This is a genomic window from uncultured Dysosmobacter sp. (assembly GCF_947631165.1).
Lineage (GTDB): Bacteria > Bacillota > Clostridia > Oscillospirales > Oscillospiraceae > Oscillibacter.
Map to the genome: position 1 here is coordinate 1 of NZ_CANRKH010000046.1, position 16,524 is coordinate 16,524.

Sequence of the window (16,524 nt, forward strand, 5' to 3'; positions counted from 1 at the left end):
AAATCTGGGAGGATATTATATTATTTATGAAAGGGTCTCATTTCAGAAATTTCCCCTTGACAAATGTTATCTGAGGATAATATCACCGGCAAGCTGTCAGACGACCGTTTCATCAAACTGTCCCGTGACTATGAACAGGAGCAGGCACAGTTAAAGGTCGTCGTGGAAACGCTGGGGCAGAAAGTGAAACAGCAGGAGCAGAAGAAAACCAACGTCAGGAAGTTCATTTCTGTGGTAAAGAAATACACGGACATGACCCAGCTTGACGCCACCATCCTGCGTGAGTTCGTGGAGCAGATCAGGGTGTCCGATACCTACACCACCGACGAACACGAAAAGCGGGTAAAAATCCGGGAAATCGAGATTGTCTATAACTTCATTGGTGCGTTTGATTTTGAGGGAGCGCGGGAGCAATCCCAAACTGCCCAAGACAATAATAAGCGAAAGTCGGCGTAGCATACCGCCACGCCGACCCTCGCTGTAAATGTTTTCTTACGTTACCGCCCCATTCGCCGTTCCTTTTTCTTATCGCTCGCAGGCCCTGTTCAAAAGTCCGATCAGCTCTTCCTTGCCGCTGCCCTTTTCCGCAGAAAAGGGCACCAGAACATCTTCCTCCGTCAGCTCCAGGGTCTCCCGGATCAGGGCCAGGGCAGGCTCCACCTGGCTGCGCTTCAGCTTATCCAGCTTGTTGGCCACCACGATCTCCGGGCAGCCTGTCTCCCGGAACCAGGTGTGCATGGTCACATCGTCGGCCGTGGGCTTGTGGCGAATGTCCACGATCAGTACGCCCGCCGTGATGCGGCCGCCCTCGTCCTGAAAATAGCTCTCCATCAGGCGGCCCCACCGCTCCTTTTCCGCGCGGCTGACCTTGGCGTAGCCATAGCCCGGCAGGTCCACCAGATAGGCCCGGTTATCCACCAGAAAATAATTGACCTGGGTCGTCTTACCGGGGGAAGCGCCCACGTAAGCCAGATTCTTCCGGTTCAGCAGGCGGTTGATGACCGAGGACTTCCCCACATTGGACCGCCCCGCAAAAGCGAACTGGGGCAGGCCGTCCCGCAAAAAGTCCCTGCTGGCGCCCGCTGAGCGGACGAACTCCGCCTTTCCAAAATTGATGGCCATAGGTCCTCCTTTACTGACGCAGTCCGGTCTCGCCCGTTGTCTCCCGGCGGGCAAAAGCGCTCACATGCGGGACCGCCTCCTCCCGCGCCGCGTCGGCAGGGAGACACAGAGCAGCGGCGAACACCTCGTCCACATTCCCCACAGGAATGAACCGCAGGTCCGCCCGGACCGTCTGGTCGATCTCCTCCAGGTCCCGCATATTGTCTCTTGGGATCAGGACGGTTCCGATATGGTTTCGCAGCGCGGCCATGGTCTTTTCCTTCAGGCCGCCGATGGGCAGCACTCTCCCCCGTAAAGTGATCTCACCTGTCATGGCAATACCTGCACGGACTTTCCGGCCTGTCAGGGCGGAGAGCATGGCGGTGGCCATGGCGATACCAGCGGAAGGGCCGTCCTTGGGCACCGCTCCCTCCGGAAAATGAACATGGATGTCCTTGGTCTTGTAAAAGTCCGCCTCGATGCCCAGCATTGCCGCCCGGCTCCGCAGGCAGCTGAGCGCCGCCTGGGCGGATTCCTTCATCACGTCGCCCAGGTTGCCGGTCAGCTCCAGCTTGCCGGAGCCGTCCATGACGTTGACCTCCACCTCCAGGATCTCGCCGCCGGTCTCGGTCCATGCCAGGCCGTTCACCACGCCGGTCTCCTCCCTCTCCGCATGGAGCGCGGGCGGATACGGCTGGCAGTCCAGCAGCTTCGGCAGGTCCTGTTCTGTAACGGTAAGACGCTTTACACTTCCTGTCAGCAGGCGCATGTCCGTCTTGCGGCAAATGGCGGCCAGCCGCCGCTCCAGCTGGCGGACTCCGGATTCCCGGGTATAGTCTCGAATCACGGCTCGCAGCACGTCATCGCTGATGCGGACGCTCCCCTTCTTCAAGCCATGCTCTGTCAACTGCTTGGGCAGCAGGTGACGGCGTGCGATCTGTACCTTTTCCTCGTCGGTGTAGCTGGAGAGCTGGATGACCTCCATCCGGTCCAGCAGAGGCCGTGGGATGGTATCCGTGGTGTTGGCGGTGGTAATGAACATCACCTTGCTCAAATCCACGGGGATCTCCAGAAAGTGGTCTCGGAAGGCGCTGTTCTGCTCACTGTCCAGCACCTCCAGCAGGGCGGAGGCCGGATCGCCCCGGTGGTCGCTGCCCAGCTTGTCGATCTCATCCAGCAGCAGCAGCGGATTCATGGCCCCACTGCGGCTGATGCCCTCAATGATGCGGCCGGGCATGGAGCCTATATAGGTCTTGCGGTGGCCCCGGATGTCCGCCTCGTCCCGGATGCCGCCCAGCGAGATCCGGGCCAGCTTCCGGTTCAGCGCCTCAGCCACGCTGATGGCGATAGAGGTCTTGCCTACGCCGGGCGGCCCCACCATGCAGAGGATCTGGCCCTTGGCTGACCGGTTCATCTGCCGGACAGCAATGGTCTCCAAAATACGCTCCTTCACCTTTTCCAGGCCGAAGTGGTCCCGCTCCAGCACCTTCCGGGCGGCATCCACGCTGACCCGCTCCTTGGTATAGGTGTTCCAGGGCATTTCCAGGCAGACATCCAGATAGTTGCGGATGACCGCACCCTCGGCACTGCCGAAGGGCTGCTTGGACAGCTTGGAGACCTCCTTCAGCAGGTGCTTTTCCGTGTCCTCCGCCAGGCCCAGGGCCTGGATCTTCTGACGGTAGCCGTCGATCTCGTCGTCAGTGTCCTCCTCGCCCAGCTCGCTTTGCAGAACACGGATCTGGGTCCGAAGGATCTGGTCCCTTTGGCTCTGGGCCAGCTGGTCCCGGATCTTGCCCTCCATCTCATGCTCAAAGCCCAGCACGTTGCACTCCCGGGCCAGGAAGGCATTCAGCTTCCGAAGGCGGATGAAGGGCGCCATCTCCTCCAGAATCTCCTGCTTGTCGGTGTGGCGCAAAGCGATGTTCTGGGTTATGTAGTCCGCCAGATAGCCCACGTCCCGGCAGTCCATGACCGCGGAAGCCACTTCCTCCGGCAGACTGCCCGCCAGCTCCGCGTACTCGCTGAACAGGTTCCAGGTCTGGCGCAGCAGGGCCTCCGTCCTGGGGCTGCGGCGGAAGGCTTCAGAGGTCTCTTCCTCCGCCAGCGCCTCCACGTTGGCCTGCAAATAGGGTTCCGCCTGCCAAAGCCGGCGCAGCCGCGCCCTGCGGCGGCCCTCCACCACACAGCGAACGGACCTGGGCGACAGCCGCAGGATCTGGCTGATATGAGAAATGGTCCCTACCTGGTAAAGGTCCTTTTCAGTGGGGGCGTTGACGCCGATCTCCCGCTGGGTCACCAGGAAGATATCCTGGTCCGCCTCCATGGCCCGCTCCAGCGCGGCGATGGAGATAGGGCGCTCCACGTCAAAGGTCAGCGTCATATGGGGAAAGACCGTCAGGCCCCGGAGGGCCAGAACGGGCAGATTCAATGTGATGGGTTCCATAGTGTCTCCTTTCGCAGGGATACTGAAAGAGGGGCGCACCGGGCGTCCCTCTTCCCTGTTTTAAGATGCCGATCTGGGAACAGCGCCGGGACGCGCCTGGCTCTTTCCGGAATTCAGCTTGACAGAATAGCTGATCTTCTCCGGGTCCCGGGTCAGTTCCGGCTGGCCCGCGCCCTCCACGCACTCACGAGTGATAACTGCCTTGACGACGGTGGGGTCCGAGGGGATATCGTACATGATCTGAGTCAGGATGCCCTCCATGACGGCCCGCAGGCCCCTGGCGCCGATGTTCCGTTCGATAGCCTTGTCGGCGATGGCTTCCAGCGCATCCGGCTGAAATTCCAGGTCCACATCATCATATTCCATCAGCTTTTTGTACTGCTTCACCAGCGCGTTTTTCGGCTCCTTCAGGATCCGCACCAGATCCTCCCGGCGCAGCGCGTTCAGGGGCGCGATCACCGGCAGACGGCCCACCAGCTCGGGGATCAGGCCGAACTTCAAAATGTCGTGGGGCTGGACCTGACGGAGCAGGCTGCTCACATCCTTCTCCTTCTTGCCCTGCACATTGGCGCCGAAGCCGATGCTCTTCTGATCCAGCCGCCGCTCGATGATCTTTTCCAAACCGTCGAAGGCACCGCCGCAGATAAACAGGATGTTGCGGGTATCGATCTGAATGAACTCCTGATGAGGGTGCTTTCGCCCGCCCTGAGGCGGCACATTGGCCACGGTGCCCTCCACGATCTTCAGCAGCGCCTGCTGTACGCCCTCGCCGGACACGTCCCTGGTAATGGAGGTGTTCTCGCTTTTCCGGGCGATCTTATCGATCTCGTCTACATATATGATACCCCGCTCGGCCCGCTCCACGTCAAAGTCCGCAGCCTGAAGCAAACGCAGCAAAATATTCTCCACATCGTCGCCCACATAGCCCGCCTCTGTCAGCGTCGTGGCGTCGGCAATGGCAAAGGGAACCTGAAGGATACGGGCCAAAGTCTGGGCAAACAGAGTCTTACCGGAACCGGTGGGTCCCAGCATCAGGATATTGCTCTTCTGCAGCTCCACATCCTCGCCGCCGCCGAAAAAGATGCGCTTATAGTGGTTGTATACTGCCACGGACAGAGCCACCTTGGCCTCGTCCTGCCCAATGACGTATTGATCCAGCACATCCTTGATCTCCCGGGGCGTGGGAAGCTGGTCCGGAAGATCCTCTTCCAGGGGGACAGGATCCTCCAGATCGTCAAAGCCGTCGTTCAGGATGCTCATGCACAGCCGGACGCACTCGTCGCAGATCCGCACGCCGGGCCCCTGTATCATGCGGTGCACCTGCTGCTCATGCTTGCCGCAGAAGGAACACCGAATGGGCTTTTTGTCGTCGTTCATGGTACTACCTCGGTTTTCATTACTTTTTGCCGGTGATGATCTGATCGATCAGGCCAAACTCCTTGGCCTCCTCAGCGCTCATGAAGTTGTCGCGCTCACATGCGGCGGTGACCTCTTCGATAGACCGGCCAGTGTTCTCGGCCATGATCCGGTTCATCCGCTTCTTGATGGTCTCCAGCCGCTTCAGGTGGATCGCCATATCGGTGATCTGGCCCTGGGTCCCGGCGGAGGGCTGATGGATCATGATCTCGGCGTTGGGCAGGGCGATGCGCTTGCCCTTAGCGCCCGCGGACAGCAAAAACGCGCCCATGCTGGCGGCCATGCCCACGCAGATAGTGGACACGTCGCACTTGACATACTGCATGGTGTCATAGATGGCCATGCCGTCGGTCACAGAGCCGCCGGGGCTGTTGATATACAGCTGAATATCCTTGTCGGGGTCCTGAGCCTCCAGATACAGAAGCTGGGCCACCACCAGGCTGGCGGTAGTGGCATTGACTTCCTCGCCAAGGAAAATGATACGGTCGTTCAGCAGGCGGGAAAAGATGTCGTAGGACCGCTCGCCCCGGTTGGTCTGCTCCACTACATAAGGTACTAAACTCATGGTAAAAAACCTCCTCTTTTGTGCGGGCCGGTGATGCCGGCGGCGCTGAGGCCCTGGCAGGCGGGCCCCCTATAAACCATTCTCTCATGATACCACAGGCACCATGAGAGAATGTGTCGAAACTGTAAATCTATGAAATGTGTACTGGAAAAAAACCTTTATTCGGCTTCTTCCGCTTTCTTGGCGCTCTTTTTGGCGGCGGGCTTCTTGGCGGGCTTCTCCTCGCCCTCAGCAGGTTCCTCTGCCTTCTTGGCGGCCTTTTTGGCCGGCTTCTTGGCGGCCTTCTCCTCGCCCTCGGCGGCCTCTTCCGTCTTTTTGGTGCTCTTCTTGGCAGCCTTCTTCTCAGGCTTCACAGCGGTAGCGCTGTCCACCACCACGGCAATGGCCTTCTGGGTCACGACCTGGTCCTTCACCTGCTCGGCCTGGAGATACTTCTTTACCATCTCCACGTCCATGCCATACTGCTCGGCCAGCTTCTGGTACTCGGCCTCCACGTCCTCGTCGCTGGCCTCAATGTTCTCGGCCTTGATGACGGCGGCCACGGCCAGATCCATCCGCACCTGGCGCAGGGCAGGCTCCTTGGCATCCTCCAGCAGCTTGGCCTCGTCCATTCCAGTCATCTTCATGTACTGGTCATAGGGGATGCCCTGCTGGGCGATCTGCATCTTGAAGTTGTCCAGGAACTGGCGGGCTTGGCTCTCCACCATGGCGTCGGGGATGTCGGCGGTGATGCCCTCGGCCACCTGCTGCATCAGCGCATCCTCAAAGGCGCGGTCGGCATCCTTTTGACGGTCCTCGGCCACCTTCTTCTTCAAGTCGGCCTTCAGCTCCTTCAGGGTGTCGAACTCGCTGACGTCCTTGGCGAACTCGTCGTCCATCTCAGGGACCTGCTTTTCTTTCACCTCGTGGACCTTCACCTTGAATACCACGGCTTTGCCGGCCAGGTCCGCGTGATAGTCCTCGGGGAAGGTGATGTCCAGATCTTTCTCGTCGCCGGCCTTCATGCCCACGATCTGCTCTTCAAAGCCGGGGACAAAGCTGTGGGAACCCAGCTCCAGGCTGTGGTTCTCGCCCTTGCCGCCGTCAAAGGGCTTGCCGTCCAGGAAGCCCTCGAAGTCGATAACGGCGGTGTCGCCCTCCTTGGCCTCCCGCTCCACGCTCACCAGGCGGGTGTTGCGGTCGGAGAGCTGCTTCAGACGCTCCTCCACATCGGCGGCGGTGACCTTGACCTCCTCCTTCTCGGCGGTCAGGCCCTTGTAAGCGCCCAAAGTAACCTCGGGATACACAGGCGTGGTAGCCTTGAAGGTAAAGCCCTCCTTGCTCACCTCGCCCACCATTTCCACGCTGGGGTAGCCCACGACCTGCAGCTCCTGCTCTTTCACGGCAGCCTCATAGGCATCGGGGAACGCGATATTGATGGCCTCCTCGAAAAACACCTCAACGCCATACATGCCCTCAATGATCTTGCGGGGGGCCTTGCCAGGGCGGAAGCCCGGCACACGGATGTTCTTACGCATCTTGCGATACGCCTTCTCGATGGCAGCCTCGAATTCCGCCGCGCCGACCTCAATGGTCAGCACGACCTGACTTTTTTCAATTTTTTCGCAGCTTTTCACACTCATCTTGTTTATTCCTCCGTTCATCAGCGGCTGCACGCCGCTGCAAATCGGTATTTTATCAGAAAAATCTTGAAAATGCTAGTCTTTTTTCCCAAAATCGTAAATTTTTTTTGGAATAAAGCCTAAATAGTCCGCCGAGATCAGGGAATACTCCGTTTTCTGCCGCATTCCCTCCCACCGCCGCCTGATGGTGGGGCCGTGGAGGTGTCCGTAGCAGCAGACACGGACCTGGTAGCGGTCCAGCATCGCCAGGATCTCCGGACACTGATAGCCCTGATACAGCGGCGGATAGTGGAGAAAACATAGGATGGGCCGTCCCTCCGCCGCCTTCAGGCTGGTCTCCAGCCGCATGACCTCCCGGTTCAGCACCTTGGCGTTGTGGGGCTTCTGCTCTTCCTCCAAAAACCAGCCCCGGGTCCCGCAGACAGCGTAATCGCCGTAGAGGACGCAGCTGTTGTGGAGCAGGTCCAACGTCCTGATCCCCTTCTCCCCGCAAAAGCGGTGAAACTTTGCCGCCGTGGTCCACCAATAGTCGTGGTTGCCCTTCACCAGATATTTTTTCCCGGGAAAACGGTCCAGGAATTTGAAGTCGGCCTCCGCCTCGTTCAGGTCGATGCCCCAGGAGGTATCCCCTGCCAGCACCAGGACGTCATCCTCCGTCAAAATGCCCAGAGCCTCCTCGATACGGGCGTGGTAATTCTCCCAAGCGGGGCCGAACACCTCCATGGATTTGTCGGCTGTCAGGGAGAGGTGCAGATCCCCGATGGCATAGAGGGCCATTGGACCCCTCCTTTCTGTCACTTTTTCTTGAAGTCACTTTTCTTGAAAGAAAAGTGACTTCAAGAACTTTAGCGCGCTCTGGTAGTCTGGCGGTTAACCGGGCCGGTGCGGCGGCAACTCAGTCTGGTGTTTGCGGACGCCGGGTCAAACCTCGTCGTCAAAGATGAACGGCTTCCCGCATTTGGCGCAAAACTGTTCATGGTTTGGGCCTGGGTTCCAGTAGGGCCTGGTCAGGCCCCTGCCGCAGGAGGAGCATCTCAAGCAGTAAAACCGCATCGCCACTATCAGTGCCATGCAGATGGCCATGCCCCCGATTCCCAGTATTCCCCAAAGCGCCAGTTCCCACCCAGCGATCTCATACATCAATACAGGCAACGCGATAAAGAGAAATGTCAGAACCAGAAGCAGGATACATAACCGGGCGTATTTCCGTTTCAGAATCTTCCCCGTCCCCCTTCTTTATTTCAAAAAGTCTAGCACCACACCGTCCATATCCGCCTTCTCCGCCGTCAGGTCGAAGCGGCGGGCCTTGCCGCGCAAGGCCGCGAGGCGGCGGGGCACAGCGACGCCGGAAACAGTGTGCAGCTGGTCCAGCAGCTCCACGCCGTCCCCCGACGGGGTCTCACCGATGGCGGTGAGGACGTGGTTGCAGAACTTGTAGGGCGAGGCGGTGGAGACGAACACCGTCACCGTCTCGTCGCTGGTGGCCTGGCGGTACTGCTCCATGACGCTGGCCGCCACAGCGGTGTGGGTGTCGATGAGATAGCCCTTGTTTTTGTAATAGTCCGCGATGGCGGCGGCGGTGCCGGCCTCGTCACAGAAGCCGCCCCAGTACTGCTCCGCCAGCTGGGCCTTGATCGCGTCGGAGACCTCATATCTGCCGTCCTTTGCCAGGGCGTCCATATAGCCTCGGACTTCCGCGTCGTTCTCACCGGAGAGATTGAACAGCAGCCGCTCCAGATTGCTGGACACCAGGATGTCCATGGAGGGGCTCATGGTGGTGTGGAAGGGCCGGTTGCGGTCGTACACGCCGGTGCGCAGGAAATCCGTCAGCACGTCGTTGCAGTTGGAGGCGCAGATCAGCTTCCCCACCGGCAGGCCCATGCGCTTTGCGTAATAGGCCGCCAGGATATCTCCGAAGTTGCCGGTGGGGACGCAGAAATTCACCTTGTCCCCCATCTTGATCCCACCGGAGTGCAGCAGGTCGCAGTAGGCGGAGATATAATAGACCACCTGGGGCAGGATGCGGCCCCAGTTGATGGAGTTGGCGGAGGACAGGAAATAGCCCCGGTCCGCCAGGGTAGCCCGCATGTCCTCATCGGAGAAGATGCGCTTCACCCCAGCCTGGGCGTCGTCAAAATTGCCCACCACGGCGCAGACGCCCACGTTTGTGCCGTCCTGGGTCACCATTTGGGCCTCCTGCACGGCGGACACGCCGTCCTTGGGATAGAACACCATGATCTTCGTCTGCTCCACGTCGGCGAAGCCCTCCATGGCGGCCTTGCCGGTGTCGCCAGAGGTGGCAACCAGGATACACACCGTCTTGTCCTCCCCGGTCTTGCGGAGGGCGGCGGACAGCAGCTGGGGCAGCATCTGAAGCGCCATATCCTTGAAAGCAGAGGTGGGGCCATGCCACAGCTCTAGGCAGTGGGTAGAACCGTCCACCCTGCGGAGGGGCGCCACGGCAGGCGTATCGAACTTGTCGGGACTGTAGGCGTTTTCCGCGAAGGCCAACAGCTCTTCATAGGTGTAATCCGTCAGGTACAAGCTCATGACCCTGGCGGCCCGCTCCTGATACCGGGCGTTCACCAGACTGTTCAAAAACGATTCGTCGATCTGGGGGATGGTCTCCGGGGTCAGCAGGCCGCCGTCCCTGGACAGGCCCATCTTGATGGCCTCGGCAGACTCCATGCGGACCGCCTTGTCCCGTGTGCTGTAATACTTCATATTGATTTCCTCCCTTTCAGGAAAATGAAATGTGATCTTAAATAGAATTTGGAAAGTTATCGATTTTCTATTGGAACGCGTCCTCGATGTACTCGACCCGAAGGGCGCCGCCGCTATCCGCGTAGACCTCCGCCACGTCGAACCGGGCGGGGGCGTCCAGCTCATAGGTGCTCAGGTAGGCTGCGGCGGCGGAACGCAGCCGCTCCTGCTTCCGTCTGTCCACAAATTCCCGGGGCAGGCCAATGGAATAGGCGCTCCGCAGCTTGACCTCCACAAAGCATACGGTCCCTTTCCGGTCCCGGGCCACCAGGTCCAGCTCTCCGAACCGGCACCGCCACTGGCTGGCCAGCAGCGCATAGCCCTTCTTCCGCAGGTATTTGGCGACCTCAGCTTCGCCCCGGTCGCCCGCCGCTTTCGTGTTCACAGCTTCTGCGCCTCCCACTTTTTCAAAAAGGTGGCCCGGTGGGCCGGACAGGGGCCGTACCGGTCCAGCATCTCATAGTGGAGCCTGGTGCCATAGCCCTTGTGCCTGGCGAACTGGTACTGGGGATACTGGCTGTCCAGCTCCGTGGAGACATACCGGTCCCGGCTGACCTTGGCCAGGATGGACGCCGCCGCGATAGAGGCGCTCTTCCCGTCGCCCTTGACGATGGTGATATGGGGCGTTTCAACAGCATACCGGCTGCCGTGGTCCCGGTTTCCGTCGATAAGGGCCAGGTCCGGCTTGATAGACAGGCCGTCGATGGCCCGCTGCATAGCCAGCATCCGGGCGTTGAGAATGTCCATCTCGTCGATCTCCGCCGCCTCAGCCCGGGCCACGCTGTATGATACCGCTTGGGCGGTAATGATATCGAAGAGAGCCTCCCGGCGCTTCTCCGTCAGCTTCTTGGAATCATTGAGGCCGGGGATGTCCAGCTCCCGGGGCAGGATCACGGCGGCGGCGTATACCGGTCCCGCCAGAGGTCCGGCCCCCGCCTCGTCCACGCCACAGAGGGTCTGAAAGCCGTTCTTCCATTGTTCTCGCTCATATATCCAAAAACCCATGTTTCAAACTCCACAACAATTTTTGGGTGCTCTTCACAAGATGGGCGGGGCTACCCTTCGCCGCCCTCCCTTTATTCTGGCAGTTCCAGTGTAAAGCGGCCCAGCTTGCCCCCCCGGAACTCATCCAGCAGGATCTTGGCCATCCGCTCCGTATCCACCTCTCCGCCGGAAACCAGGAAGCCCCGCTTCTTCCCGGCGGTCTCCAGCAGCCGGTAGCCGTAGGCCACGTCGTTCTCCCCGTCCTTGCGCTCCGGCAAGACAGGCAGCTTATAGCCTGTTTTCAGAGCCTCCGGATAGCGTTCCCCCAGATAGGCCATCAAGTGGCAGCCCAGAGTCTCCACATCTAAAATATCATCCTTCACCGCGCCGGTAAAGGCCAGATTCAATCCCACGCTCTGATCCTCGAACTTGGGCCACAGGATGCCGGGGGTGTCCAGCAGCTCCAAACCCTTGTCTATAGGGACCCACTGCTTGGAACGGGTGACACCGGGGCGGTCCTCGGTCTTGGCGGTCCTGCGGCCCGCTACCTTATTGATAAAGGTGGATTTGCCCACGTTGGGGATGCCCAGGATCATCACCCGGACCACCCGCCCCGCCATGCCCCGTTCCGCATAGGAGCGCAGCTTGTCCGCCAGAAGCTCCCGGACGGCGGCGGCAAATTTTGCCGTACCCATGCCGCCCTTGGCGTCGGATTCCAGTACCGCGCAGCCCTTGGCCCGGAAGTATACAGCCCACTTCTTCGTGGCCTCTGGGTCTGCCTGGTCCACCCGGTTCAGCACCACCAGCCGTGGCTTCCCCGCCGTCAGTTCGTCCACGTCCGGGTTCCGGCTGGACACCGGGATGCGGGCATCCAGGATCTCACACACCGCATCCACGTTTTTGATCTGCTCCGCGATCATCCGGCGGGTCTTGGTCATATGGCCGGGATACCATTGGATATTCATGCGATCACTCCGATCCGGTCAAAGCTCCGCTGCTCCGTGTATTCGTCAGGGCCGGGGAAGGCCAGAAACACCGCCTTGCCGATGATATAACGGATGTCCACGGTCCCCAGCCGGACATCCCGGCTGTCGCTGGAGTGGTTCCGGTTGTCGCCCATGACGAATACGCAGCCCTCCGGCACCGTCAGAGGAAAGTCCGTCCCCTCCGACAGCAGCGTCAGCTCGTTGATATAGTCCTCCTTCAGCAGCTTTCCATCGACCCAGACGCTGCCGGTGGTAAAATCAATGTCCACCGTCTGGCCCTCTGTGGCGATGACCCGCTTGACGATCGGCTCGTCCAGAAAGGCCGCCTTCCGCAGCGCCACGATGTCGCCGTACTGATAGTCGTCGTACAGCAGCGAGGTCATCACCAGCAGCCGGTCTCCATCCTGAAGGGTCGGCACCATGGAATGCCCCTCCACGCCGATGAGCCGGATGACGAAGGTGAATATCACCACCACTGTCAGCACGGAGCACACCAGCGCCTGCACCCACTCGTAGAGGTCCCTGCCCTCCTGCTTCTTTTTCTCCTGTTTCTCTTTCATCTGTTTCTCCTCTGTTCAGTGAAGCAAACCCACGCGGCTCCACTCCCGCCGGTCCAGGTCCGCCGTCTCGCCGGGGACGGCGATCAACAGCGCCCGGCCAAGGATGTGGCGGGTATCCACCGGGCCGAGGCCGGAATCTCGGCTGTCCCGGCTGTCGTTGCGGTTATCGCCCATCAGGAACACGCAGCCCTCCGGCACCGTCACGGGAAATTTCAATCCCTCATCCAGCCAGGTGGGTTCCCGGGTGTAAGGCTCCTCCAGAGCCTCGCCATCCACATACACTGTGCCGGCCTCAAAGTCGATATCCACCGTCTGGCCCTCTGTGGCGATGACCCGCTTGACGATCAGCTCGCCGTTTTCAAAGTCCGGCCGCTGGAAAATCACCACGTCTCCCTGCCGGTATTCGCCGCAGAGATAGCCCCGCAGCACCAGCAGCCTGTCCTTGTCCTGCAAGGTCTCCCGCATGGACGGGCCGGAGACACTGACGATCTGCGCCACGAACATGAACAGCAGCACCACCGTCAGCACAGAGCACACCAGCGCCTGGACCCAATCGTACAAGCCCCGGTCCACCGGCTTTTTCTTTCCTTCAGCCACGAGAGCTTCCCTCCATTTCATACTGTTTCCTGAAAAAACTTTAAAAAAGTTTTCTATTGCGGCGCATCGCGCCGCCGCGCCTACGCCGCGCAGGAAAAGTATGGACTTTCATCCCATGCGGCTTCGCCGCCAGGGCCGCTTATACAGCCCTGATAAAACAAGAAAATTGTTTTATGAGTGATTCGTATCAGATCTTTTCCAAACGGACAGAGGCCATACCGCCCCTTTTGCACTGATTTATTAGTATATCAAAAAACACCTTCGGCCACAAGAGCACACAGGGGATTTTCTAAAGAAAAAAGAGCGGCGCATGCCGCTCTTTATCCTCAGATCACAGCTTCTCCTTGACTTTGGCGCCCTTGCCAACGCGGTCACGCAGATAATACAGCTTCGCGCGGCGGACGGCACCATTGCGGACCACCTGGATGGTCTCGATGGAAGGAGAGTGCACAGGAAACACCTTCTCCACGCCGACGCCGTAAGAGATGCGGCGAACGGTGATGGTCTCCTCGATGCCGCCGTGCTTCTTGGCGATGACGGTGCCTTCAAAGACCTGGATGCGCTCGCGGGAGCCTTCCTTGACCTTCACGTGGACACGCACAGTGTCGCCGATCTGGACGCGGGGCATCTCCTTGGACAGGGTTTCCTTGTTCAATTCCTGAATGAGATCCATGGATATCTTCCTCCTATTTTATAGGCGTTCATGCCGCTTTTCCATCATAGATGGGCGCGATCATTCCGCGCACGACAGAGGACCACCCTTTGTAGCCTGAATAGGATACCATAAACCGCCTGTGATTGCAAGCATTTTTTACAAAAAAATTCTTTTTCCCGCACTGATCAGCAGTCCCACGGCGGCAGGCAGCAGCCACAGGCTGCCGCCTGTCTCTTTCATCAAAAACACCAGCCCCGCCGCCAGGGCCACCGCCGTGACCCCACTGGACCAGCGGACCACCCGCTCCGCCGCTCCGGGTCCAGCAGCCCAGGCCATCAGCAGATACAGCGCCCGTCCGCCGTCCAGCGGCACGATGGGCAGCAGATTGAATACCGCCAGGGTCAGGTGCGCCCCCACAGCCATGGTCCACCGCTGGCTGTCCAGTGCCGTCAGCACAACGGCCCATGCCAGATTGGCTGCAGGCCCGGCCAGCGTAGCCAGCAGCTCCCCGCCGTAGGAGAGCCGCCCCTCCACCTCCAGCACCGCACCGGACATGCCGATCCGCAGGCCGCCGATCCCCGCTCCCAAACAGGACAGGGCCAAACAGTGGCCCAGCTCATGGAGAGCGGCGGCCCCCAGCACCACCGCCAGCAGCCGCCAGCCGTTGACCGCACCGAACCAGGCCGTCAGCAGGAAAAAGCCGGGAGATATCCGCACCCGGTCTTTAGGCCGTTGTGACATAGTAGATGGGATTCAGATACGTGCCGTTCTGATGCAGCTCGAAATGGAGGTGCGGTCCGGTGGCCATGCCCGTCTCCCCCACCTCCGCGATCTTCTCTCCCTCTGTCACCGCCGCGCCGGAGGCCGCCGTGACACGGCTGCAATGGGCGTACAGGGAGGCATAACCACCGGCGTGGGTCACAATGCAGTACTTGCCATAGCTGCTGCTCTCCCCCACTGCCGTCACCGTGCCGTCCGCGAAGCAGCTGATTGCCGTGCCGGTGTTGGCCGCCAGGTCCACGCCATAGTGAAAGCGCTCCTCGCCCTCCACTGGATGCTCCCTGTAGCCAAAACCGGATGTCAGCGTCCCGCTGACCGGCGTACAATAGTCAAAGTCCAACAGGGCCTGTTCCAGACTGACGTTCTCCGGCAGATTTTGATCCGAATACAGCACATAGGCCAGAGACGAAGCCGTCTGCTCTGGCTGCGGCTCTGGATCCGTCGCTTTCGGCTCTGCCGTTTCCGTCTCCCCGGCGGCGGGCCGGCAGGCCCGCAGGGTATCCAGAGCGGCGCTCTCCTCCAGCAGCTGCGGGTCCACCGCTGCCGCCGTCTCCAGAACCTCTCCCGCTTCGTTGGGGTGGAACACCGCTTGATAGACCTCTTCCATCGCGCCGCTCTCCCCGGCGAAGGCCCGGCCCACGGCGGAAAATACCGCCTGCACGTCCATATTCCGTCTCATGGCCGCCGACAGCTTCCCGCCCAGCGCCTCCATCTGGTCCGGCAGCAGCAGCTTGACCGCCACCAGCGCCACAAACAGGGTCCCGCAGGCTACCAGCTGCAGCAGCTGCCTCCGTTCCTTTGGCCGCAGCGGTTCGCTCTTTCGGCGGGGCGCCTGCCGGGCACCGCTCCGCTTTCCCCGCCTCCGTTCCGCCGCGATCCCGCCGGCCCGGCGTCCCTGTGAAGTCATGCCGCTCCCCTCCCCGTTCATCTTCTTTTGCAGCATATGAATTGTTTTCCGAGAATATGACCTTGACATCCGGCAAGAAATTCCGTATAATAAATAACGTTGCATCCGGGTGTAGCGCAGTTGGTAGCGCGCTTGGTTCGGGACCAAGAGGCCGTGGGTTCAAATCCCGCCACTCGGACCACATCGAGTGTTCATAAGGGATTTCACCTTATGAACACTCGATGTCTTTTTCTAAGTAGAGCAGGCGTGACGCCTGCTCGTTTTTTATGCTGGGATGGGATTGGTGAGGTATTCCACCGCCACGCCCTTGCGGGTGTCAGCCTTGTAGTTCTGGCCGCCTGCCCGCCCCGGCCACTCGATATACCCCACGAAGCGGTAATAGATCACGACCCGTTGGGTACGGTTCTTGCCTGTGCCCTCCGTCTCGAACACGTCGATGTGGTCTATGAGCTCCCGCAGTAGCGGCGAGGTCAGGCGGTCCATCCGCATGAATTGGCGTATGGCCTTGATGAAGCTGTCCCGCTCCCGCTGGTGCTGGCCCGATTCCGCCAGCTTCCTGCGCAGAGCGGAAATCTTGTTCTTCAGTTCCATCCGCTCCACCTCGTACTTGTGGCTGAGCTGCATAAACCACTCGTCGCTGACCTTGCCCGTGGCGTTGTCTTCGTAGAGCTTTTCATAGAGCCTGGAGACGGTGTCGTTGCGGACGATGGACTTTTGAAGTTCCTCTTCGTCCCGCTTCCGCTCCTTTTGGAGTTCCTGATCGGTCTTTTGGGCCAGCATCTCGGCAAAGGCGGCCTCGTCGTTCCGCAGCATCTCGGCCATCCGCCGAAGTTCCAGCGTCACCACCTGCTCAATGGCGTCCGCCCGGATATAATGTCGGCCAGGACAAGCCCCACGGTGATCCACGGTGTTATCGGAACAGGCAAAGTAGTGGATGTCCTTATTTTTGGTGTTCGTGTGGTAGTGCATCTTTTTGTGGCAGTCCCCGCAGTACAGAAGGTCAAAGAAGATACTCTTGGGGCCGTTCGCTTTCTTAGGCGCACGGCGTTTTGTTTTTGCCACAAGGGCCTGCACCCGATCAAAAGTGTCCCGGTCAATGATCGGCTCATGAACGTCCTTGAATATCACCCAGTTCTGCGGGTCAT

17 protein-coding genes and 1 tRNA gene are annotated in these 16,524 nt (G+C 60.0%); 2 read left to right on the forward strand and 16 right to left on the reverse strand.

Annotated features, from left to right (window positions below; genetic code table 11):
- The first annotated feature begins 63 nt into the window (after positions 1 to 63).
- Positions 64 to 456, forward strand: a complete 393-nt coding sequence (locus tag Q0Z69_RS14565) for a DUF4368 domain-containing protein (protein ID WP_298035104.1) — start codon at positions 64 to 66, stop codon at positions 454 to 456.
- Positions 457 to 525: 69 nt separating this feature from the next.
- Here Q0Z69_RS14565 and yihA read toward each other — a convergent pair whose 3' ends face one another.
- The 15 genes from yihA to Q0Z69_RS14640 all read right to left on the reverse strand — a co-directional run bounded on the left by yihA (position 526) and on the right by Q0Z69_RS14640 (position 15,379).
- Positions 526 to 1,122 (reverse strand): ribosome biogenesis GTP-binding protein YihA/YsxC, encoded by a 597-nt coding sequence (gene yihA, locus Q0Z69_RS14570; protein ID WP_298035106.1) that lies wholly within the window; start codon positions 1,120 to 1,122, stop codon positions 526 to 528.
- Between the two features lie 10 nt (positions 1,123 to 1,132).
- The gene (gene lon / locus Q0Z69_RS14575) at positions 1,133 to 3,544 is read right to left on the reverse strand and encodes an endopeptidase La (protein ID WP_298035121.1); all 2,412 of its coding nucleotides are present in this window, start codon (positions 3,542 to 3,544) and stop codon (positions 1,133 to 1,135) included.
- Positions 3,545 to 3,604: 60 nt separating this feature from the next.
- Positions 3,605 to 4,921, reverse strand: a complete 1,317-nt coding sequence (gene clpX, locus Q0Z69_RS14580) for an ATP-dependent Clp protease ATP-binding subunit ClpX (RefSeq protein WP_298035122.1) — start codon at positions 4,919 to 4,921, stop codon at positions 3,605 to 3,607.
- Between the two features lie 19 nt (positions 4,922 to 4,940).
- Positions 4,941 to 5,525 carry an ATP-dependent Clp endopeptidase proteolytic subunit ClpP gene (clpP, locus tag Q0Z69_RS14585; RefSeq protein ID WP_298035123.1) on the reverse strand — a complete coding sequence of 195 codons (585 nt, stop codon included), beginning with the start codon at positions 5,523 to 5,525 and terminating at the stop codon, positions 4,941 to 4,943.
- Positions 5,526 to 5,683: 158 nt separating this feature from the next.
- Positions 5,684 to 7,147, reverse strand: a complete 1,464-nt coding sequence (tig, locus tag Q0Z69_RS14590; RefSeq protein WP_298035125.1) for a trigger factor — start codon at positions 7,145 to 7,147, stop codon at positions 5,684 to 5,686.
- Positions 7,148 to 7,222: 75 nt separating this feature from the next.
- Entirely contained in the window at positions 7,223 to 7,924 is a 702-nt protein-coding gene (locus tag Q0Z69_RS14595; RefSeq protein ID WP_298035127.1) for a metallophosphoesterase, read from the reverse strand.
- Between the two features lie 459 nt (positions 7,925 to 8,383).
- The gene (gene thrC / locus Q0Z69_RS14600) at positions 8,384 to 9,871 is read right to left on the reverse strand and encodes a threonine synthase (protein WP_298035128.1); all 1,488 of its coding nucleotides are present in this window, start codon (positions 9,869 to 9,871) and stop codon (positions 8,384 to 8,386) included.
- A gap of 67 nt (positions 9,872 to 9,938) precedes the next feature.
- Positions 9,939 to 10,295, reverse strand: coding sequence for a YraN family protein (locus tag Q0Z69_RS14605; RefSeq protein WP_298035130.1), 357 nt, complete (start codon positions 10,293 to 10,295; stop codon positions 9,939 to 9,941).
- Complete coding sequence (locus Q0Z69_RS14610; RefSeq protein ID WP_298035131.1) at positions 10,292 to 10,915, reverse strand: ribonuclease HII; 624 nt, start codon at positions 10,913 to 10,915, stop codon at positions 10,292 to 10,294. The genes Q0Z69_RS14605 and Q0Z69_RS14610 overlap by 4 nt, the downstream gene beginning before the upstream one ends.
- 71 nt (positions 10,916 to 10,986) lie before the next feature.
- Positions 10,987 to 11,859, reverse strand: coding sequence for a ribosome biogenesis GTPase YlqF (gene ylqF, locus Q0Z69_RS14615; protein WP_298035133.1), 873 nt, complete (start codon positions 11,857 to 11,859; stop codon positions 10,987 to 10,989).
- Positions 11,856 to 12,440 carry a signal peptidase I gene (gene lepB / locus Q0Z69_RS14620; RefSeq protein ID WP_298035135.1) on the reverse strand — a complete coding sequence of 195 codons (585 nt, stop codon included), beginning with the start codon at positions 12,438 to 12,440 and terminating at the stop codon, positions 11,856 to 11,858. Before lepB (Q0Z69_RS14620) ends, ylqF begins: the two co-directional genes overlap by 4 nt.
- A gap of 15 nt (positions 12,441 to 12,455) precedes the next feature.
- Entirely contained in the window at positions 12,456 to 13,037 is a 582-nt protein-coding gene (gene lepB, locus Q0Z69_RS14625; RefSeq protein ID WP_298035137.1) for a signal peptidase I, read from the reverse strand.
- Positions 13,038 to 13,368: 331 nt separating this feature from the next.
- Complete coding sequence (gene rplS, locus Q0Z69_RS14630) at positions 13,369 to 13,710, reverse strand: 50S ribosomal protein L19 (RefSeq protein WP_298035139.1); 342 nt, start codon at positions 13,708 to 13,710, stop codon at positions 13,369 to 13,371.
- Between the two features lie 138 nt (positions 13,711 to 13,848).
- On the reverse strand, positions 13,849 to 14,433 hold the full coding sequence (locus tag Q0Z69_RS14635) for a site-2 protease family protein (RefSeq protein ID WP_298035141.1): 585 nt from the start codon (positions 14,431 to 14,433) through the stop codon (positions 13,849 to 13,851).
- Entirely contained in the window at positions 14,417 to 15,379 is a 963-nt protein-coding gene (locus Q0Z69_RS14640) for a M23 family metallopeptidase (RefSeq protein WP_298035142.1), read from the reverse strand. Before Q0Z69_RS14640 ends, Q0Z69_RS14635 begins: the two co-directional genes overlap by 17 nt.
- 105 nt (positions 15,380 to 15,484) lie before the next feature.
- On the opposite strand from Q0Z69_RS14640, the gene Q0Z69_RS14645 reads away from it, so the two are divergent.
- Positions 15,485 to 15,560, forward strand: a tRNA-Pro gene (locus tag Q0Z69_RS14645).
- A gap of 83 nt (positions 15,561 to 15,643) precedes the next feature.
- On the opposite strand, the gene Q0Z69_RS14650 is transcribed toward Q0Z69_RS14645, so the two are convergent.
- The coding region (locus Q0Z69_RS14650; RefSeq protein WP_298035143.1) for a DUF4368 domain-containing protein at positions 15,644 to 16,524 on the reverse strand (881 nt) is incomplete at its 5' end.